Here is a 20,893-nt window from a genome sequence, read left to right as displayed (position 1 = left end):
GGTCAGGCCCCCGCTCTCTCGTCGGCGCGGCGCCGCAGGAAGGTGATCGCCAAGGCGGCGATGCCGGTCACCACCGTCAGCACCATCGACTGGGCGGAGCCGTACCCCAGGGCGTTGTTCTGGAACGACTGGGCCAGGATCAGATAGGCGGCGGTCTGGGTGGAGCCGGCGGGACCGCCTCCGGTCAGGGAGAGCACCAGGTCGTAGGAGCGCAGCAGGGTCACCAGGGTCAGCACGATGTTGACGGTGACGACCGGCGCGATCATCGGCAGGGTCACACTGCGCAGGGTCCGCCACCGGCCGGCCCCGTCGATCCGGGCGGCTTCGAGCAGCGAGGCGGGGACGGTGTGCAGTCCGGCGATGTACAGCACGAGGGTGAATCCGAAGCCGGACCACACCACGACCGCGATCAGGCTCGCCAGCGCCCAGCCGGGCTGGGACAGGAACGGCAGTCCGGCGTGCCCGGCGGAGCGCAGCACGCTGTTGACCGCGCCGTTGGTGGACAGCAGCGCCGACCAGAGGAAGCCGATGATCAGCGCACTGATGACGTACGGGTAGAAGAAGACGGTCCGCAGCACGGTGTTGGTGCGGCTGGGAGTGGAGATGGCGAGGGCCAGGGCGAGTCCCACGGCGTTGACGGCGAGGGTGCCGATCACCGCCAGCAGCACCGTGATCCAGGCCGCCTGCCGGACCTCCGGATCGTCCAGGAGGGCGCGGTAGTGGTCGAGTCCCACCATCGAGGGGTGTGCCGTGTAGCCGTCCCAGTCGGTCAGGCTGAGATAGCCGGACAGCACCAGGGGCACGACCATCATGACGAGGAAGAGCGCGACTGCGGGAGCGGTCATGAGCAGCCCCGTCAGCCGGTCCCGGCCGCGGGCGGTGGCGAACAGGTCGCGCACGGCCCGCGCCGGCCGGGTGGTGGTGGGCAGACTCATCTCGTGTGCGCCTTCAGCCAGGTGTCCACGTTCTTCAGCCCGTCGGCGGCGTCGCCGCCGGTGTAGAGGCTCTGCACCTGCTTGTTCTGCTCGGCCTCGAAGCCGGTCGGCATCTGGTACTCGCCACTGCCGGCGATGGCCTGGTGGTTGGTGGACTTGTCGAGGAGCGCCTGCACCTCGTCGGCCAGCGGGGAGAGCTTGTAGGGGTAGCCGGTGCGGAACGAGGAGTCCTGCTTGAGCTGGCCGGCCACGGCGGCGCGGTCGGTGGTCAGGAACTGGACGAGCTTCTCCGAGGCCTTCTGGTGCTTGCCGGCCTTGAAGATCCGGTAGTTGGCCCCGGGGGTCACCGAGAGTCTCGGGGTGGAGGCGTCGTTGAGCTGGGGCGAGGGAAAGACGCCGACCTCGAAGTCCTTCTTCGCCTGTGCCTCGGCCGCCACGAACCAGCAGCCCATCGGGTACATCGCGGCCTTGCCGGACAGGAACTCGGTCTCCGCGTCGGCGTACTTGGTGCCCAGGGCCTGCTTGTCGAGATAGCCCTTGTCCAGCCAGTCCTTGTACAGGTTCATGGCCGGGCCGAGGTCGGTGCTCAGGGAGCGCTTGCCGGCGGAGGCCTGCTTGAACCAGTCGGGCTCGCCGGTGGTGACGGTCGGTGCGAAGAGCATCATGACCTGTGCCTGCGTGACCCACTCTCCGGCCGTCTGCATGGGCAGGTACCCGGCGGACTTGAGCTTCCGCATCGCCGCCGTCAGTTCCTGCATGGTGGCGGGCGGCTTGGCGACGCCGGCCTCCTTGAAGGCCTTCTTGTTGTAGAAGACGAGGGACTGGACCTGCTGTCCGATCGCCACGTCGTACAGGTGGCCGTCCAGTCGCTGGGCGTCCGCCATGGGCGCGTCGGCCGCCCAGCTCAGCTCGGACAGGTCCCTGAGATAGGGGAGGACCTTGTCGTTGTGCGAGCCCTCGACGACGTCGGGGGCGTTGCCCGCCGCCAGCAGTTGCTGAAGTGTGCTGTCCACGGTGCCGTCGGCGGCCGTGGGCGAGTCGATCTGTACCTTGATTCCGGGGTTGGCCTTCTCGAAGGGAGCGACCAGCTCCCGCCAGTACCCCTTGGTCAGATTCGGTGTGATGTTCACCAGCATCCGTACGGTGCCGGTGGCACCCGAGTCCGGGTCGGCGGCCGAGTCAGCCTCGAACCCGCCACTGCCGCCGCACGCGGTGGTCAGGGCCAGGCCCAACAGGATGCCTACCGCAGCGTTGATGGATCTTCTCCGGGCCATGTCGCCCTCCCTATCGATTATGTTCTATCGATAGGCGATATGATGACTCCTGTTACGTGGTTGTCAAGAGCCTGCAACCACAGACACACGATCATCGATAAGATGCGAAGACGTTCTAGGAACCTAGGGGGCCGTCATGGCGGGCGTCGGTGAGCCGCTGACCCGGGTACTGCTGTCCGATCAGGTGTACACCCGGGTGCGGGGTCTCATCGTCAACGGGGACCTCCAAGCCGGTGACCGGCTGGTCGAGGCCGAGATCGCCCGTGATCTCGGGGTCAGCCAGGCGCCCGTACGGGAAGCCGTCAAGCGGCTGGTGCACGAGGGCCTGGCCGACCACATCCCGCGGCGCGGCAGCTTCGTGGCCGACGTGTCCTCGCAGGACGCCGACGCCGCGCGGGCGGTGCGGGTCATCATCGAGGAGTTCGCGGCCCGCGCGGTCGCCGAGCGCGCCGACCCGGAGTCCGTCGAGGCGCTGCGCGCCAAGGTGGAGGACATGCGGGAAGCGGCCGAGGCCGGCGACATCGGACGCTTCCGGGACGCCGACATCGCCTTCCACCGGATCCTGTGCGAAGCGAGCGCCAACCCGTTCCTGTCCCGCATCTGGAGCCTGATGGAACCGAGCCTGCGTGCGCTGCGCGTGGTCTCCGACCCGCTGTTCACCGGTGACTGGGCCGAGATGGCAGTCCAGCACGGCGCACTGCTGGAGACGCTGGAGTCGGCCGACGCCGACCGCGCAGCTGCCGCGTTCGCGGCACACGCCCGGGGGGACGAGGGCGTCCCGCGCCTCGGCCACGGCTGAGGCGGGCGCGTCCGCCGGGCAGCGCCTGGCCCCCGCTCCGCCTGTCCGGTCGACCGACTCGGCCTGCCCTCCCTGCATGGGGACGGTCTGCGGCCCGCAGACCGTCCAATCTTTCCTGGCGATTCCGCCGTTTTGTACCATTCCCGTCAGTTCGTGGCCTTCCAGCCGTTCTGTTCTTCCGTCGTCCCGGACCTCCAGATCGTTCGTGGCCGTCTCGCGTTCCGTGACTCCGCCCGAATCGCGTGCCTGACGGCGCCCGCTTCCGGGACGCCCCCGCGGGTCGCCCGGCCTCCGGCGTGGAGCGACCTGCGCACTCCGCACCACACCAGACCCACGCCTCCCACTCCTTACGCGATCGCTCCGTGGGACCTATATTGATCGCCGACTCGCGGTTATCGATAGGCGATGGGAGAGTCATGTACTGGAGACGCAGTGCTCTGGTCATCGGAACCGCTGCCGCGACGGTGCTCACCGCACTGACGGCCGCCGTTCCGGTATCAGCGCACACGAAGGGCACCACGCGCTATGTGAGCGTCACCGGTTCCGATGCGAACCGCGGCACCAAGCAGTCCCCGTTCAGCACCGTGCAGCAGTGCGCCGACGTCGCACAGGCCGGCGACACCTGTGTGATCGCCGCCGGAACCTACCGGGAGACCCTGACGCCGCCGCGCGACGGCACGGCATCCGCCCGGATCACGTTCCGCGCCGCCCCCGGTGCGCGCGTCGTCCTCGACGGCAGTGCCCCGGTCGACGGATGGGCGCAGGTCAGCGCCTCCGACCTGTCGGCACTGCAGGCCGCCGACCCGACGCTGAGCGGCTCGGACTTCGCCACGGCCGCCACGGCCGGGAAAATATACCGAACCGACATCGCCCTGAACCCCGCGCTGCCCGGCAACCAGCTCTTCGTCGACGGCACGATGCTGGGCGAGGCCCAGTGGCCCTACCCCGGCACCGAGCCGACGCGCCCCGACTACAACTCCGCGGACGCCGGCACCAACGACACGCTGTACGACGACGCCCTGACCCAGCCCGCCGGATACTGGAAGGGCGCCCGCCTGACCTCGCACAACTGGTTCGTCAGCCAGACGGGCACCGTCACGTCGTCCGTGACCGGCTCCGTGACCGCCTCGGGGCTGGCCACCTCCTGCGTCGGCCTCAGCCCCAACCAGCAGAACCTCTACTCGCTCACCGGCAAGCTCCAGGCGTTCAGCCATGCCGGCCAGTGGTTCTACGACGCCGACGCGCAGCGGCTCTACATGTGGATGCCGGACGGTGCGAGCCCGGCGGGGCATACCGTAGAGGCCAAGCAGCGCAACGTCGCCGTCGACCTGTCCGGGCGGTCCTACGTGTCCGTCGTCGGCCTCGGTGTCCGGGCCGCCACGGTGGCGACCTCCTCCACCTCCACGCACAACGTGCTGGACGGCATCGACGCCACGTACGTCTCGCACTACATGGACCTGAAAGTGGACCCGGGCAAGGTCACGCCCGCCGACCCCTGCGACGTGCTGACGGCGGGTGAGACCACCAGCGGCATCCTCCTGAAGGGCACCGCCAACACCCTGCGCAACAGCAGGATCGACTACAGCGCCGGAAACGGGGTGCTGCTGGCCGGTTCGGGCAACACGGTGACCAACAACCTCATCACCCGCGTCGACTACCGCGGTAGCTACGCCGCCGGGATCAACGTCCTCGGCAGCGACCAGACGATCACGCACAACACCGTGACCAACAGTGGCCGCAGCAACATCAACATCGACAACAAGGTCGCCGGGACCACGGCCTCCGGTCACGAGATCGCCTACAACGACCTGTCCGACTACGGCAACCTGGTCGTGGATGTCGGCGCGATCTACATCTGCTGCCAGGTGAACCTGGTTGGCACCGAGATCCATCACAACAAGCTCCACGACGCCGCACTGTTCGCGGCCAGTGCGCCCGCGCCCGGCGTGTACCTGGACCTGTCCACGTACAACGCCACGGTCTACGACAATGTGGCGTGGAACCGCACGACCTACGGCGTCGTCCTGATCAATCCCAACGGCGGCACGACCAGCGGCAACCGCGTCTACAACAACACCAGCGGCACCGACCGCAAGTCCGTGAGCCTCTTCCCGGGCACCTACTCGGACACCGAGGTGGCCAACAACATCGGCGACGCCGACACCATGGCCGGAGTGTCCTCCACGAACAACCTGCCCATGGCCGACGGTCCGCAGTTCACTGACCCCGCGCACCACGACTACACCCTCCGCTCCACCTCACCGGCACGCAACTACGCCCTGGTGCGGCCCCCGGCCACGGACGGCTCCACCGACCCGCAGCCCAGCGCCGGCGCCTACCAGTACGGTGCGACGCCGTGGCAGGCCGGAGCGGCCATGCAGCGCACGACGGTCCAGGCCGAGTCGTACGCGGAGGGCGGCGGCGTCGCCACCCACGCCGCCGGAACCGGCTCGGTCCTCGGCAGCTTCGACGGCGGCGACTGGGTCCGCTACGACGACGTGGACTTCGGCACCGGCCGGAATCTCCTGGTCGCGAGCATCGGCAGCGAGCGGCCGTACGCGGGAGGCCGGTTCGAGGTCCGGCTCGACTCGGCCACCGGCCCGGTCATCGGCACGGTGCGGGTGGAGAACACGGGCGGCTGGGACACGTACCTGGACCAGACGTCCACGATCACCCCGACGAGCGGCACGCACGACGTCTACCTCAAGGCTCTTGGCACGGCACCGGGCGTCGCGAACATCGATCACTTCTCGGTGGAGAAGATGATCTCCCAGTAAGGCGCTGACGATCCCGCCGACCGTCGGTCATCGGCTCCGGCCGCCGCGCACTCCCGAGTGCGGGCGCCGGGGCCCGCACCACCGGTACGACACGACCCGCCACCGGGCGAGGCGCACCCCGAGGATCTACGGGTTCGGCACCTCCTGGAGGACCCAGCCGTTGCCGTCCGGGTCGGTGAAGTCCGCGTACGTGCAGTAGTTGCGGCGCTGAGGGTCGGGTCCGCTGATCCACTTCTCGCCCGTGCAGCGGTGGAAGATGTCGCTGGTGTCGTGGTAGATGTCGCCGACCTCCACGCCCCGGCCGACCAGCTCGTCCCGGGCCTCGAAGATGTCCGAGACGATGAGGTGGAGGCCCTTGGACGACCCGGGGGCGGCCAGAGTGACACCCGTGCCGAAGAGTACCGAGCACGGCGAACCGGGGGGTGTCATGTGGACGACCCGGTAGGTCTCGTCCGTCACGTGGTCGGCGTCCAGGCGGAACCCGACCGCCTCGTAGAAGGCCTTCGCCCGGTCGACGTCGGAGACGGGCAGCACCAGGACTTCCAGTTTGAGATCCACTTGTCGTCACTCTCTTACGTTTCACCGTGGAACGGTGCCATCGGATCAGGCGGCATAGGCCCGCTCTTTCGAGTGAGTGGTCTCCATCGGCAACCATCACACGGTGTCGCAGGATACCGCCCCGACCAAGACCGGCGGGTCAGGAGGTGAGGCTTGCCGATCTGTTGATCAACATGACACAGTGTCACACGTTGTGTGTATGTGTCGTCGAGTATCGCCGACGCCGCACTGCTGAGGAAAGGAAAGGTCCCACATGACATCTCTGGGCTTGAAGAAGAAGCTCGTCTCCGCGAGCCTCGTCGCGCTGGGTGCGACGGGCGTCACGTTCGCAGGAGCGGCAGCCGCGCACGCCGACACCATGATCGGGCTCTACGACACGCAGGCTCAGTGCCTCGCGGTGCAGGTCGTTTACCAGAGCAACGACCCCGGCGGCAGCTACTACTGCGACAACGACCACGAGGCCGGCGTCTGGTACCTCTGGAAGCGGTAGGCGCTTCGGTTCACCCCGTTTCATGTCGGCCCACCGACCCGGTCGGTGGGCCGACGGCGTCCCTCGCGCACACCCGTCATCCCTGCCCTCCCGCGGAGGACACCCGATGACCCTGTGTCGACGACCCGACACGGTCCGCGACTTCACTGCCGAGACGAGGGGGAGCAGCGGAGGAGGCCGGTCCGGGACGCCGTGGACAGAGAGAGTCATCAGGTAGTCATTCGACTGATGACCGAACCGGGCCCGCCTCAATGGAAGAGGTCAGGCACAGGTAAAATCCGGAAGTGTGGCCGATATCAGAGGTGTGCAGCAGAGGCTCAGTCCGATGCGAACGGCGGCTGCCGAGCGGCCGACCACGATGCGACTGAGGGTTGTCTTGTCCGGACCGGCCTCGATGCTCACGGCATGATCGGTCGGGACAGGGAACTGGAGGTTCTGCACGGCCTGCTCTCCAGGACGGTGGCAGGCCAGGGTGACGCGCTGCTCGTCCGCGGAGACCCGGGGGTCGGCAAATCCTCTGTGCTGAGCACGTTCGGTTCTCATGCCGCGGACCGGGGGGTCAGAGTCCTTCGCACCTCCGGCGTCGAGACCGAACAGTGGCTGCCGTTCGCCGCGCTGCACTTGCTGCTCCAACCGGTTCTCGGCGGGGCCGTGACGTTGCCGGCCCCCTACCGGAAGGCCCTCGATGGCGCCTTCGGGGCCAGCGAGGGGGAACCCGAGATCTACCGGGTCGGGATGGCGGTGCTCGAGCTGCTCGCCGACGCCGCCGACAGCCAGCCCCTCCTGCTGCTCGTCGATGATCTCCAATGGGTCGACTCGTCGAGCCGTGACGTGCTCGGATTCGTGGCCCGGCGTACCCGGGACCTCCCCATCCTCGTGATCGGTGCGGCAAGAACCTCGTCACCGGGCACGTACAGCCTGGTTACTCACGCCGAACTCGTGCTGGAGCCCCTTTCCCCGGCAGCGGCGGCCGAACTGCTCGATGCCGACGCCCCCGGCCTGGCAGACGGGGTGCGGGCCCGCATCCTGGAGCGCGCCGCCGGCAACCCTCTCGCGCTCGTCGAACTGCCGAGGGCGGCTCAGGGCATGTCAGCCCGGCTCGACGATCTGCCTCTGACCCAGCGACTCGAGTCCGCGTTCGCCTCGCGCACCGACTCGCTCACCCGCGAGTGCAGGACGCTCCTCCTGGTCCTGGCAACGGAACCCACCGCGCCACTGAAGCAGCTCCTCGACGTGGCGAGTCGTCTCGCGGGATCGGAAGTCTCCGTGTACGCCCTGCAGGAGGCCGTCGACGCCGGATTGGTGGTTCTGACCGGTCGCACCCCGGAGTTCCGGCACCCCTTGATGCGCTCCGCGATCTACACACGTGCCACCGTCGCCGACCGTTTGTCCACCCACAGGGCCCTGGCCGAGACGCTGGAGGGATCACCTGGGCGGCGGCTCGTCCACCTCGCCGCGGCCACGCTCGGCCCGGACGACGAACTGGCCGGCCAACTGGAGCGCTTCGCGGACGACGCCCAGGAACGGGGGCAACTGGCCGCGGCCGTACCCGCCCTGCGCCAGGCAGGCGAGCTGGTGCACGACGCACGCCGCCAGACCGGCCTCCTGGTCCGTGCGGCCGAGCTGGCCAGCGAGATCAACGACCGCGTGCAGGCCCAGATCCTGCTGGACAGAGCCGACCTGGCGGAGTTGGGCCCCACGGAGAGGGCCCGCCTCATGCTGGTCTCCGACAAGGCCGCGTTCGAACCCGATGAGCCTCAACGCCGCATTCAGGACATGATCGACGCGGCAGCCGGGGCCTTCGACGTCGGCAGTACGAACGTCGCGGAGAACCTGCTGTGGCGTGCGGCCGCCCGATGCTTCTTCCAGGACGGCGACGCACGTGTGCGTGCTCAGGCCGCCGCCGAACTGGACCGGTGGAAGCCCGACCCGGACGCCCCTCACGTCCTGACGGTGCGGGCCTACACGGAGCCGTACCGCCATGGGGCCGATCTGATCACACGGCTCGAAAAGCTGGAGCCGGACCGCGAGGACGGCCAGCTGCTGCACTACCTGGGCAGCGGTTCGATGGTCATCGGTGACATCGGCCGTGCCACTCGCCACCTGGCCCAGGCGGCTTCCGTGTGGCGGTCCCAGGGCCGTCTCGGGCTGCTCGCGCGATCCCTGGCGGGATCCTGGCCACGTCTGTACCTCGGGCAGCTGGCCCAGGCCCGGGAAGAGGCCGCAGAAGGGATCGCGCTCGCCGAGGAGACCGGGGAGTGGATCGTCTGGCTCGGCCTCAAGGCCACGTCGGCGCTCGCGGCGGTGCTGCGGGGAGAACGCGAAGCCGCAGCTCGGAGCGTCCGGGAGCTGAGAGCGCACAGCCTCTTCCCCGTCATGCCCTTCGCGAGCATCATGGCGCAGCAGGTCGACGGTCTCCTCGCACTGTTCCACAGCCGTGCCGTGGAGGCGTACGACGTCCTCGCGCGTGCGTTCGACAAGACGGACCCGCACTACCACTCGACCAGTCGCTGGCTGCTCGTCCCGGACCTGGTGGACGCGGCCGCGGCCGCGGCCGCGGGCCGAACCGAACAGGTGCGAGAGCTGTTGGCAGAGCTGCCGGCACTGGCAGACCGGCTGCCCTCGGAAATGATGATCGTTGCCCGGACCTACAGCGCGGCAGTCCTCGCTCCGGACGACACCGCCGAGGAGTACTACGACTCCGCGCTCTCCGCACTGCCGGACACCTGGCCGCTGTCGCGTGCCCGACTTCATCTGCAACACGGCAGGCGACTGCGCCGACAGCGTCGGAACGTGGATGCGCGCAAGCCTCTGCGGCTCGCACGTGACGAGTTCGACCGAGTCGGTGCGCAACCCTGGGCCGACATGGCCCGTGAGCAATTGCGGGCAGCGGGGGAGTCGGACGGACGACGACGCCCGAGCAAGGGCGAGAGTCTGACAGTCCAGGAAAGGCAGATCGCCGAGTTGGCCTCACAGGGGCTGAGCAACCGGGAAATCGGCCAGCGCCTGTTCATCTCGCACCGGACCGTTGGAGCCCATCTGTACCGCATCTATCCACGCTTGGGCATCACCAGCCGAGGCAGGCTCTCCGCAGCGCTGGCCGCGCTCGGAGACGACCAGCCGACCTCGGATTCGGCCGACCCCGCCGGATGACGGTGCATGGCCGGCCGATGCCCCTTCGGACTCGCGCGGCCGGGACGGCATCACACGAAGGCGCCGCTTTCCTGACGGAGCGCCGCCACCAGACGGTCGAGTTCCTGGCGTGTGTTGTACAGAGTGGGGGTCACCCGGACAGCGCTGCCCTGGGCGATACCTGTGCGCGCGACCGTGAGAACACGGTGCTTCTTGAGCAGCAGCGTCGCCATCTTCTGTGCCTGCGCGTAGTCCCTCATCGCAGGAAGCCGGAAGCTGGTCACCGCTCCGTGGCGTGCGGTGTCGTCGGGTGTGAGGATCTGCATGCCTGGGATGTCCCGCACGCGCTCCACCCAGTAGTTACGGAGCGACTGCAGGTGCCGTTGTTTCCGCGACCCCCCGATGGCACGGTGAAACTCGATGGCTTTGGGCACAGTCAGGGCCGCCGCGAAATTCACCGTGCCCACACTGGATCGGGAGCGGGTGTCGTCCGGAGGAAACATCGTGTTGCCCATGCACGGTTCGATGCTCCCCAATCGGGAACCGCGGATCCAGACGGCACCGGTACCCAGAGGCGCGCACAGCCATTTGTGCAGCGAGAAGCCGACGAAGTCCGCGTCGAGATCCGACAACGTGTAGTCCATGTGGCCGATCGTCTGGGTGGCGTCCACGATGGTGTCGACACCTCGGGCCCGTGCCATGCTCACGATCTCCCGGACCGGCATCACGATTCCGGTTCGATTGGACAGATGTGTGACCAGGAGCAGCTTCAGGCCGGCGGGCGCCTCGTTCAACTGTGATTGATAGACATCCAGGATGTTCGCGGTCGTAGCCGGTTCGGGCACGGAGAACTTGATGACCTTCGCGCCACGACGATGGGTGAGTGAATCCATCGCCTGCTGCATCTCGTCATAGTCGAGATCGGCGTACATGACCGCGTCACCGGGCCTCAGGGAACCGTACTGCAGGATCAGGTTCTGCATGGCCTCGGTGCCGTTTCGAGTGAGAGCGAACTCCTCCTTCGAAGCACCCATCAGCTGCGCCACCTCGGCTCGCACGTTGTCCATGGCTACCGTGCGCTCACGGCCCGGGATGCCGTCACGGACGAACGTGACGTTGTGGCGATTGAGATAGCGAGTCTGCTTCGCGTACTCCTCCTCGACCGATCGCGGCATGACGCCCCAGTAGGCGTTCTCCAGGTTCGCGACGGAACGGTCGACATCCCACAGCGACGGAAGACTGCGGGTGTCCGCGTGGGCCGGAGCGGACATGACCGGCAGCGAGCCTGCCGCGCCAGCCGACGCGGCGGCCGAGGCCATGAACTTACGTCGATTCACTGCTCTCCCCTGGAACCGGTCGCGGAACACCGCGAGCGAGCGTCACATGTTTCGAGCGGCCACATCGGGCACGACCGACGCGCGCCCCAAGTGCCGCCACACTAGCGTCAGGTGCCACTGTGTTGCCACCCTGCGAAGTGCTGTTGTGCTACGTGCCCGCAGCGATCCGTCGGCGTCACAGCCCGATGAGGGCTGGTCTGCCGCGGTCACCCTCTCCAGCGAGGCTCCCGGCGATGTCCGAGGGTCAACCGACGGATGAACTTCTGGCTGTCCCGGACGACAGTGATTGTGATGCCATGTCGCCCAACTGGAAGGAATCGCCGTCATGAGTGGTGACCGCCACACTGTGCAGGCACAACACTCGGCCGCACACGCTCTCCTGTCTCTCTCCTTGTGCCTCGGCCGGATGACGGGCGCTCTCGAGTGGGAGGACGTCCCGGCGGAGTTCCGTTACGACCCCGACCATCCTCTCCTCGTCACGATCCGCTTCGCTCCCGAGGGCGCCCCACCGGTCACCTGGCATGTCGGCCGTGACCTGCTTCACGAGGGCCTGCGCACCACGAGCGGTCTGGGGGACGTCCAGGTGTGGGCCGACACCCCCGCCGACGGGGAGACCGCGTGGCTCCAGATCAACGCACACGGTGACATAGCCATCTTCAGCTTGCCCGTCCCGGAACTGGGGGAGTGGCTCGACCGCACTTATCTGCACGTCCCGGCCGGTACGGAGTCGTCGCGGCTCGGGACCGACGCCTTCCTCTCCAAGCTGTTCGACGAACCCGAGGCCTCGTCTCGATGACCTCGGGACACATGGCCGGAGATGTTCACCACCGGGCGCTCACCGTAGGCCGAAGGCGCGGATCAGGGTCTGGCTGACGCCGTTGCCCTCGGTGTCCTTCGCCGTCGTCCGCAAGCTCGCATAGCGCGCCTTGCCCGGTGCGTCGAGCCGTGCCGTCCAGCCGTCCGCCGACTTCCGCAGCGCCGTCCGGTGCCAGGTTGCGCCGTCGTCGTACGACACCTCCACGGCCGCCGTGCGGATCGCGCCGGCTCCCGCCGCGCCCTTGAGGTGCGAGGCCGTGACGGTCAGCTCCGTGCGCCGGTGGGCGCGGCCCGACAGGTCGGCGTCCACCGCGTAGTCGAGCTGCACCAGGGGCAGCGGTGTGAGACGGGTGGGGTGCGTGGTGGCCGAGGTGAAGTCCCAGACGGTACGGGTGCGGGTCGAGTACGGGCGGTCCGGGAGGTTCCGGTTGCCTTCCAGCACGAGGCGGTAGGGCTTGGGATCAGGCGACAGATCCCCGACCATGACGATCCGTTCGTTGACGTCCTCGCCGAGCAGCTCGTCGCCCTGGTAGAGCGAGATTCTGGATGTGTCGCCGTCTGCCCAGACGACGCCCGCGTGCCCGCCGGAGTCCCCCCACGCGGTCATGACGGAGGTGCTGATGTTGTCACCGGCCCGGAAGGGGGCCTGCCCGCTGGTGCCGTTGTCACTGAGCAGGCGCGGGTGCTGGATCGGGGCGAACCAGGTCTCCCGTGTGGTGCTGCGGGGCGTGTAGGAGCGCGCCACGCCCCGCTGGCCCAGGTCGGACGTGGAGGCGAAGGACACCCACTGGACGTCGTCGTCCGCGGTGACCCATGAGGTGAGTTCACCCTGCGCCCGGACCTGGGTGGGCACGATGCCCAGCGGACGGCCGAGGAGTGAGATGTCCTGGCGGTACTCGACCGCCCGGCCCTGCGACGTGTCGCGGAACGTGTCGTCGACGCGTGCCAGCTCGCCGGCGGCGGGGCGGTAGGACGGGTCCCGGGGAACCGCGCCGTCGTGGTGGCGGACCAGGTCGTAGGCGTAGTGGGGGACGGGGTGGGAGACGACCTGGAGCGTGATCGTGCCGGTCGCGCGGAACCGGGTCAGCAGCCGCGTGCTGTCGTCGGTGCCGAGCGAGGCCACCGGCAGCGGGGCGGCCTCCGGCAGGTCGGCCCAGGGGTCGAACTTCCCGTACCCGTTGTTCAGGATCAGGAGCTGACGTGCCCCCGCCTGCGCCGCCGCGGCGGCCTGGTCCGTCGGGGCCACGGTGGCGCTGCGGCGGACGACCGCAACGCGGTCCCGCACTTCGACCCCGCGGAACTCGGCCGCGGAACCGTCACCTGCCCAGGCGGCCCGGTAGGCACGCGTGCCCTCGGGCAGCCGGGGCGACAGGCTCTGGACCGTGACGTCGTCGAAGGTCTGAGAGCCCGCGGCGAACGTCAGCGGAGGCTGGATCTGCCGCCAGCGGGTCGCGAAGGTGTACGAGCCCGTCCGCACCTTGGGCGTGGGCGTGACCCACAGGCTGTCGTAGCGCCAATACTCGGCCACATAGCTGTCCATGAAGGGGAACAGTCCGGTGTTGCCGCGGTACTGGTCGATCCGCAGGAACTGGTTGGCCGTGGGCCGTGGTGTGACGGCGGCCGCCTTGCGCAGGCCGTCGGCGTCGAAGGCGACCGTGCGGTCCGCGTCGAGGTCGACCTCGGGTGCGGTGAACATCGCGAGGCCCAGTGTGTGCGTGCCGTCGACCCCGGGCACGGCGGAGTTCATCCACACCGAGTAGGTGCTCGGGGACAGCCGGAGGTCCAGGCGGCCCGAGGCGTCCACGGTGTGGACCTTCGGCGCGGTGTTGCGCTCGACGTCCTTGAGGATGACGGTTCCGGACAGCGGCTTGTCGTGGCGGTCCTTCGCCGTGAGCGTCAGGGTCGCCCGACGGCCCTCCTTGTTCACCCCGACCGGGGTGCGGGCCAGCACGGCTCCGTCGGCGCCGGAGGCGAGCAGGCGGGTGGCGTACGCGCCGTTGTCCTCGGCCGCGTCCAGATGCGTGATCACGCCGACGGAAGCGGTGCCGTGGGCGGGCACGGTCACCTGCGCGTCCGACAGGGTGAACAGGCCCTCGGGCAGCTCGGCGGGGCTCAGCGCGAGATCCAGCGTGACCGGGGCGGGGCCCAAGTTGGTGTAGGTGACGTCCCGGCGGACGGTCTGCCCCGGGGTGTACGGGTAGTGCGTCTGCGCGAACGCGTCACCGGATGCCAGCAGCGTCGAGCGCACCGCGGCGGCGACGTCGACCCGCCCGCTGCCCGCCTCGAACGGGCTGAAGCGCTGGGTTCCGGCGGCGGTGCCGACCAGCGCTTCCTTGAGCCGCTGCCCCGTCCAGTCGGGGTGTTCGGCGGCCAGCAGGGCCGCGGCGCCCGCCACATGCGGTGTGGCCATCGAGGTGCCGGACAGGGACTGGTAGGCGCCCTCGCCCTCCGGCGCGTACTGCGAGCGCGCGGCGAGAACGCCCACACCCGGGGCGGTCAGGTCCGGCTTGATGGCGTTGTCGCCCACGCGGGGACCGCGGCTGGAGAAGTCCGCGAGCTGATCGACTCCCTTGCCCGGACCGTTCACCGCACCCACCGTCAGCGCCGCGTCGGCGGCAGCGGGGGTGCCCACGGTGTACGCCTCCGGGCCGGAGTTGCCCGCGGCGACGACGAACAGCGCTCCGGTCTCCGCACTCAGCCGGTTGACCGCCTCGCTGAGCGGATCGGTGCCATCGGTGGGAGAGTCGCCCAGACTCATGCTGACGATCTTCGCGTGCTGGTCGCGGACCGCCCACTCCATGCCGGCGAGGACCCAGGAGTCCTGACCGCTCCCGCTGTTGTCGAGGACCTTGCCGATGTGCAGTGACGCGCCCGGGGCGACGCCCTTCTCGACGCCGCCGGACGCGGCGCCCGTCCCAGCCACGGTGGACGCCACATGGGTGCCGTGACCGTTGCGGTCGGTGACGCCCTGGTCCGGCACGAAACTCTCGGTGGCCGCGACGCGCCCGGCGAAGTCCGGGTGGCCCCCGTCGATACCGGTGTCCAGGACGGCGACGTCCACACCCTCACCGGTGTTCCCGCCCGACCAGACCTCCGGGGCTGCGATCTGCGCCGTCGTGTCCGACAGCGTGGCCCGCACCTTGCCGTCCAGCCACACCTTGGCGATGCCGCCGGCCAGGCGGCCCCCGGACGCCGCCGACCGGGCCGCCGGGCCGCCGGCCGCGGTGTCCCCCGTACCGGTGAGCGAGGTCCAGAAGTCGGCCGCGCGTGAGTGCTCCGCGCAGATGGCGGCACCCTGGATGCTGCTGAGCTCCCGGGTCCGCCGGGCACCATCGGGGGTCGTCGCGCTACGGGAGCGGGCCGCCGCGTCGGTGTAGGTGACGATGAGCGGCAGACCATCGGCGCGTGCGTCGTCGTACCCGTCCTCGAGCAGCTCCGAGACGTTGAAGAGCCGGCCGTCCAGGGCGCCCGACCCGATGTACGGGACAGCCGCTTCCGGATAGACGTACGTGTCCGAGCCCACCGTCATGACATGTGCGCCACCGCTCCTGCCACGCGGATCGGTCACCGACAGCACGGTCTCGGCCCCGTCCTCGCCGGTCACGGTGACCTTGTCGCCGGTGATCAGCGTCAGGACGCGGGTCGGCCCCGCCGGAGCGGTGTGCGGCGCGGGGGGCACCGTCGCCGGGGCCGCCGAGGCGGCCGGAGCCGTCACGGTGAGGACCAGCAGAGCGGCGACGCCGACGGTCAGCCCGCGTCCGCGGGACCAGGGGATGGGCAAAGGGACCTCACCGACTAGATGTGCAGGGATCGATCGAAGTCAGCCATCCCGCTCGCGAGGCTGTAAAGACACATCTCTGGCACTTCTGTGCCATGTCACCCTGTGGACACGAAGCAAAAGGTGCAACATTCCGCAAGCGCGACACACTGCACCGTGTGTAATCCCAATGTTCCGGCGTACGGTACGCAAGGCGCGCCGGATGTTTCGCGCCACAGGGGTCAGGGGTGGGAGAGCGATGGCGGAAACCGATGCGCCGATGGCGCTGGTCGGGCTCGACGCGGGCACGGAGGCGGTCTACCGCGAGCTGCTCGCACGCGGCGGCGGAACCGCCGAGAGCCTCGTCACGGCATTCGGACTGGACCGCGGCCAGGCGCTGGCCCAGCTCGAACGCCTGCACCGCAACGGACTGCTCAGCCGTCGCTCCTCCGGCGAGTACCAGACCGTGGATCCGCGACACGCGCTCGCCGCCCTGGTCGAGTCGCGCACCCGGCAACTGGCGGCCGTGCGCGACGCCGCCACCTCGCTCGGTGAACTCTTCGACGAGGCACGGAGGTCGGGCACTCCCCGGCCCGACACCCGGACCATCAGCGGCGCGGAGGAGGTCGGCGACTGCTACTACCGGCTCAAACAGGCCGCCCGGCGCGAGATCTGCGAGCTGGAGCGCCCGCCCTACCTGCTGGCTCCCAACGAGCCGCTGGACGAGGCCGCGATCCGCCGTGGAGTGCGGGTACGGGCCGTCTACGCGGCCGCCAGCTTCGACGACGACGGTGGCTGGCAGGACCTGGGCAGCCTGGTCTCCCGCGGCGAGGAGGCCCGAGTGGTGCCCGCGCTGCCCGTCAAGCTCGTCCTGGTCGACCGTTCGGCGGCCATGGTGTCGCTGACCCTGGAAGGAGGCAGCACCGACTGCCTCTACACCGAGGCGCCGCCCCTGATCGAGATGCTGTCCGAACTCTTCGACCGCTACTGGGCCGGCGCCGCCCGTCTGAGCGAGGCGGACACCGCCTCGGCACCGGGACCGGACAAAGCCGGTCCGGGTGGCGGCGCGCGGCGTCCGACCGAAGAGGAGCGCCAGCTGCTGGCACTCTTCGCCGCCGGCGTCAAGGACGACGCCATCGCCCGCCAGTTCGGCGTCTCGACCCGGACCCTGCGCCGCCGGATCCAGAACCTGTACGCGGAGCTGGGCACCACCAACCGGTTCGGTGCCGGCGTTGCGGCAGCCCGCCGCAACTGGCTGTGAGCGGCCGGACGCGAGACCGGTTCCGGCCGCTTCGTCCGGTACGCACACCTGGGGTCCAGGACACACCGTTGTGCCGGCCCCATGCCCGTCAGCTGTGCCACGCACTGAGGAACACGAGGGAGACCGTTGTACTCACGATCGAGACCGACGCGCTCGGCGGTAGCCGCCGCCGCGCTCACCGTGACGCTCATGACCACCATGGGCGCCACCCCGGTCATGGCGGCCGGACCGCCCACCGGCACGGACACCGCCCCGGGCAGCCGGGCCCACACCGCCGGCGCCTCGTGGATCACCCTGATCACAGGCGATCGGGTCGCCGTCGACGCCGCCGGAAACCCGGTGGGTGTCGAGCGCGGCGAGGGACGGGAGAACACGCCCGTCCGGATCAGCCGTACCGGCGGCCACGTCTTCGTCGTCCCGGAGGACGCCTTCGCTCTCATGGCCGAGGACCGGGTCGACCGCCGGCTCTTCGACGTCACCCTGCTGACCGACCTCCGGCGGCGCGCGGTGAACCGCGGGGACAAGCTCGGCGTCATCCTCACCTACCAGGGCGAGGCATCGGCCGCCAGATCCGCGGCGCGCACCGTCGGCGCGGCCGAGGTCACCCGCACCTTCGACGCGCTCAACGGGCGGGCGGTCACGGCCCGACCGGAGGATGCCGGAAGCCTGTGGAAGGCACTCACCGACGAGCAGAGCGGCTCCCCGCACGCCCGGCTCGTCCCGGGCGTGCGCAAGGTGTGGCTCAACGGTCTGCGCCGGGCCTCGCTGGACACCGGCGTCGCGCAGATCGGCGCCCCTACCGCGTGGACGGCCGGCTACGACGGCAAGGGTGTGAAGGTCGCGGTCCTCGACACCGGCGTCGACTCCGGCCACGCCGACCTGCCCCGGGGCAGCAAGGTCGTCGCCGAGCGGAACTTCACCCCCTCCGCCGACGCCCGCGACCACTTCGGACACGGCACCCACGTCGCCTCCACCGTCGCAGGCACCGGTGCCCGCTCGGGCGGCCGGTACAAGGGTGTCGCCCCCGCCGCCCAGATCATCAGCGGCAAGGTGCTCGGCGACGACGGCAGCGGCGACGACGCCGGCATCATCGCAGGCATGGAATGGGCGGTCGCCGAGGGGGCCCGGATCGTCAACCTCAGCCTCGGCTCCGCCGACACACCCGGCGCCGACCCGTTGGAAGAGGCGGTGGACCGGCTGTCGCGGGAGACCGGCACCCTCTTCGTCGTCGCCGCGGGCAACGAAGGACCCGGGGACTCCAGCCTCGGCTCGCCCGGCACGGCCGACGAGGCGCTCACCGTCGGCGCCGTGGACTCCGACGAACGGATCGCCCCGTTCTCCTCACGCGGACCTCGCGCGGTCGACGCCGCGGTCAAGCCCGACGTCACGGCCCCCGGCGTGGACATCACCGCCGCGGCCGCCGAGGGCAGCCTCTTCGACCTCGACCCCGGCATCCTGCACCCCGCTCCCGGATACCTGACCATCTCCGGTACGTCCATGGCGACCCCGCACGTAGCCGGCGCGGCGGCGATCCTGCTCCAGCGGCACCCCGGGTGGACGGGACGTCAGCTCAAGGCCGCGCTGGTCGCGTCCACCGCCGACGGCGGCCTCGGCTCCTACCTCCAGGGCTCCGGACGCGTCGACGTACCCGCCGCCCTGGAACAGCGCGTCGTCGCCGAGCCGGTGTCCCTCACCTTCGGCACCGCCTCGTTCCCGCACGGGGACGACGTGGCACAGGAACGCACCATCACCTACCGCAACGCCGGTGACACGCCACTCGACCTGGACCTCTCCGTGTCGGGCACGGGTCCCGGCGACAACGCCGCTCCCGAGGGGATGTTCACCCTCGACCGGCAGCACCTGACCGTCCCTGCCGGCGGTACCGCCACCGTGGCCGTGACCGTCGACACCACGCTCGGCGGCGACCTCTACGGCGCCTACAGCGTCGAACTGGTCGCCGTCGGCGACGGACAGCACGTACGTACGGCGGGCGCCGTGGTCCGCGAGGCCGAGGTGTACGACCTGACGCTGCGTCACCTGGACCGTCATGGCGAAGAGGCGGCCGTCTTCAGCACCGTGTTGTCCGACCTCGACCGGGGCCAGTACACCCTGATCACGAACGACTCCGGGTCGACCACGTTCCGGTTGCCCCGCGGCTCCTACAGCCTGGACACCCTCATCACCGCGCTGAACGGCGGCGGCACGGCCGCGGTGGCAGCCGACCTGGTGGTCCGTCCGCTGCTGGAGCTGACCGAGAACACCACGGTGACCTTCGACGCCCGCGACGCCGAGCCGGTCACCTTCGACGTCCCGGACCGCCGGGCCGAGCGCACCGACCTGTCGACCGCGTACACGCTCGACGTCGGACAGCGGCACGTGTTCGCGCTCGGCTCCGGAGGACTGCGGGACTTCCGGGTGGCGCAGATCGGCCCCCGGCCGACCGGCGGCCGCATGCAGTCCGGTGTCGCGGCCGTCTACGAGCACGGATCCGACGTCTACAACGTGGCCTACGGCCGTACCGGTCCCCTGTACACGGGTTACCACAAGACGGTGCGGACGGCCGACCTGGCCAGGATCGACACCACGGCCGGTGCCTCTGTCGAGGGCCGCAGGGGCGTGCTGTTCACCACTCCCACGGTCAACGACACGCTGGTCGCACCCGAGCCCGTCGAGGGCGGCCTCCCCTTCACCAAACATGTGCACGTCAACACGGACAAGGTGACCTGGGCCCAGGACTTCCTCCAGGTGGGCGGCGACGACGACATGCTCGCCGAGACGCTGTACAGCATGGAGAGCCGGCCCTTCGCCGAGCGGCACGTCTACCGGACCGTGTACAACGTGGGCGTCTTCGGACCGCGCCTCGACGCGCACTCGAACCTCTCTCGCAGCGGCAACACCGTCTACGGCACGCTGGGTCTGTTCGACGACGGCGAGGGCCACGACGGCTACTCCCAGCACGGCGCCGGAACCACCGAGATCACCCGCGACGGCACACCCCTGCAGAGCGCGGACCACTCGGTGGTCGACGGACTGCAGTTCACCGCTCCCGCGGACAAGGCGCGCTACACCATCTCCACCCGGGTACAGCGCGACACCGTCGCCTCCGTCAGCACCGACATACGGGCCACCTGGTCGTTCGAGTCCGCGCGGACCGACGGTGAGCGGGCGCTGCCCCTGTCGGTGGTCCGGTTCGCCCCGGCCCTCTCCGCACGCAGCACCTCGAAGGCGCGTGCGTCCGTCGCCGTACCGGTGACCGTGCAGGGCGCCGCGGCCGGGCGGAACCTGGCCTCGCTGCGGGTGTCCTACTCGACCGACTCCGGCAAGCACTGGCAGCGGGCGGCCGTGCGGGACGGCGGCGTGCGGGTGACGAACCCGGCGGCAGGCGGCGCCGTCTCGTTCAGGGCCGAGGCGAGCGACCGCCAGGGCAACACCGTAGTCCAGACCATCCTCGACGCGTACCGCACCGCCTAGACGCACGCGGCATCCCCCGGAGCACAGCGGCTCTGGGGGATGCCGCGTATGCCCCCGGGGCCGAAGGCCCGTCCCTCCCCCTTGACCGACAGTGTGCACGCGACCGTGACGGGCCGGTCCCCGGGCTGTGCTCGGGGGAGAGCGGCCCCCACCGTCACCACCGACCTCGACCTGAGCGCCCGCCGGCTTCCGGTTCAGCGCCCGGGGACATGTACCACCTGCGGGTGCACGTCACGTGGCCGGACGGCGAGCCACTCTCCGGACAGCGAACGGTCGCTGTCGCTCG

General features: G+C 69.9%; 12 protein-coding genes. 7 read left to right on the top strand and 5 right to left on the bottom strand.

Going from position 1 to position 20,893, the window contains the following annotated elements:
• Nucleotides 1–2: 2 nt before the first annotated feature.
• Nucleotides 3–935, bottom strand: coding sequence for a carbohydrate ABC transporter permease (locus ACGH52_RS01110; protein WP_399936843.1), 933 nt, complete (start codon nucleotides 933–935; stop codon nucleotides 3–5).
• Nucleotides 932–2,209, bottom strand: coding sequence for an ABC transporter substrate-binding protein (locus ACGH52_RS01105; protein WP_399936841.1), 1,278 nt, complete (start codon nucleotides 2,207–2,209; stop codon nucleotides 932–934). Before ACGH52_RS01105 ends, ACGH52_RS01110 begins: the two co-directional genes overlap by 4 nt.
• A gap of 136 nt (nucleotides 2,210–2,345) precedes the next feature.
• On the opposite strand from ACGH52_RS01105, the gene ACGH52_RS01100 reads away from it, so the two are divergent.
• Together ACGH52_RS01100 and ACGH52_RS01095 are read left to right on the top strand one after the other, a co-directional pair.
• Nucleotides 2,346–3,008 carry a GntR family transcriptional regulator gene (locus ACGH52_RS01100; protein WP_399936839.1) on the top strand — a complete coding sequence of 221 codons (663 nt, stop codon included), beginning with the start codon at nucleotides 2,346–2,348 and terminating at the stop codon, nucleotides 3,006–3,008.
• Nucleotides 3,009–3,424: 416 nt separating this feature from the next.
• Complete coding sequence (locus tag ACGH52_RS01095) at nucleotides 3,425–5,785, top strand: carbohydrate-binding protein (RefSeq protein ID WP_399936837.1); 2,361 nt, start codon at nucleotides 3,425–3,427, stop codon at nucleotides 5,783–5,785.
• 126 nt (nucleotides 5,786–5,911) lie between these two features.
• Here the strand turns inward: ACGH52_RS01095 and ACGH52_RS01090 are convergent, their stop codons facing one another.
• Nucleotides 5,912–6,343, bottom strand: a complete 432-nt coding sequence (locus tag ACGH52_RS01090; RefSeq protein ID WP_399936835.1) for a VOC family protein — start codon at nucleotides 6,341–6,343, stop codon at nucleotides 5,912–5,914.
• 253 nt (nucleotides 6,344–6,596) lie between these two features.
• Between ACGH52_RS01090 and ACGH52_RS01085 the strand changes: the two genes are divergently transcribed.
• Both ACGH52_RS01085 and ACGH52_RS01080 read left to right on the top strand, forming a co-directional pair.
• A complete protein-coding gene (locus ACGH52_RS01085) occupies nucleotides 6,597–6,833 on the top strand; it encodes a hypothetical protein (RefSeq protein ID WP_361466706.1) in 237 nt (78 codons plus the stop codon).
• 228 nt (nucleotides 6,834–7,061) lie between these two features.
• Complete coding sequence (locus tag ACGH52_RS01080; RefSeq protein WP_399936832.1) at nucleotides 7,062–9,986, top strand: ATP-binding protein; 2,925 nt, start codon at nucleotides 7,062–7,064, stop codon at nucleotides 9,984–9,986.
• A gap of 50 nt (nucleotides 9,987–10,036) precedes the next feature.
• On the opposite strand, the gene ACGH52_RS01075 is transcribed toward ACGH52_RS01080, so the two are convergent.
• The gene (locus ACGH52_RS01075; RefSeq protein WP_399936831.1) at nucleotides 10,037–11,302 is read right to left on the bottom strand and encodes an aminotransferase class V-fold PLP-dependent enzyme; all 1,266 of its coding nucleotides are present in this window, start codon (nucleotides 11,300–11,302) and stop codon (nucleotides 10,037–10,039) included.
• 406 nt (nucleotides 11,303–11,708) lie between these two features.
• On the opposite strand from ACGH52_RS01075, the gene ACGH52_RS01070 reads away from it, so the two are divergent.
• Nucleotides 11,709–12,098, top strand: coding sequence for an SsgA family sporulation/cell division regulator (locus ACGH52_RS01070; RefSeq protein WP_399936829.1), 390 nt, complete (start codon nucleotides 11,709–11,711; stop codon nucleotides 12,096–12,098).
• A 39-nt stretch (nucleotides 12,099–12,137) separates the two neighbouring features.
• On the opposite strand, the gene ACGH52_RS01065 is transcribed toward ACGH52_RS01070, so the two are convergent.
• Nucleotides 12,138–15,899: a S8 family serine peptidase gene (locus ACGH52_RS01065; protein ID WP_399936827.1), complete on the bottom strand. Its 3,762-nt coding sequence runs from the start codon at nucleotides 15,897–15,899 to the stop codon at nucleotides 12,138–12,140.
• A gap of 235 nt (nucleotides 15,900–16,134) precedes the next feature.
• Between ACGH52_RS01065 and ACGH52_RS01060 the strand changes: the two genes are divergently transcribed.
• Together ACGH52_RS01060 and ACGH52_RS01055 are read left to right on the top strand one after the other, a co-directional pair.
• Nucleotides 16,135–17,136: a LuxR family transcriptional regulator gene (locus tag ACGH52_RS01060; protein WP_399936826.1), complete on the top strand. Its 1,002-nt coding sequence runs from the start codon at nucleotides 16,135–16,137 to the stop codon at nucleotides 17,134–17,136.
• A gap of 189 nt (nucleotides 17,137–17,325) precedes the next feature.
• Nucleotides 17,326–20,607, top strand: a complete 3,282-nt coding sequence (locus ACGH52_RS01055) for a S8 family peptidase (RefSeq protein ID WP_399936825.1) — start codon at nucleotides 17,326–17,328, stop codon at nucleotides 20,605–20,607.
• Nucleotides 20,608–20,893: the final 286 nt, after the last annotated feature.

It is taken from the genome of Streptomyces sp. BBFR25 (genome assembly GCF_044590125.1).
GTDB classification, from domain to species: Bacteria; Actinomycetota; Actinomycetes; order Streptomycetales; family Streptomycetaceae; genus Streptomyces; species Streptomyces canus_D.
The sequence above is the reverse complement of the archived record's forward strand: the minus strand, read 5'-3'. Positions and strand labels throughout refer to the sequence as shown.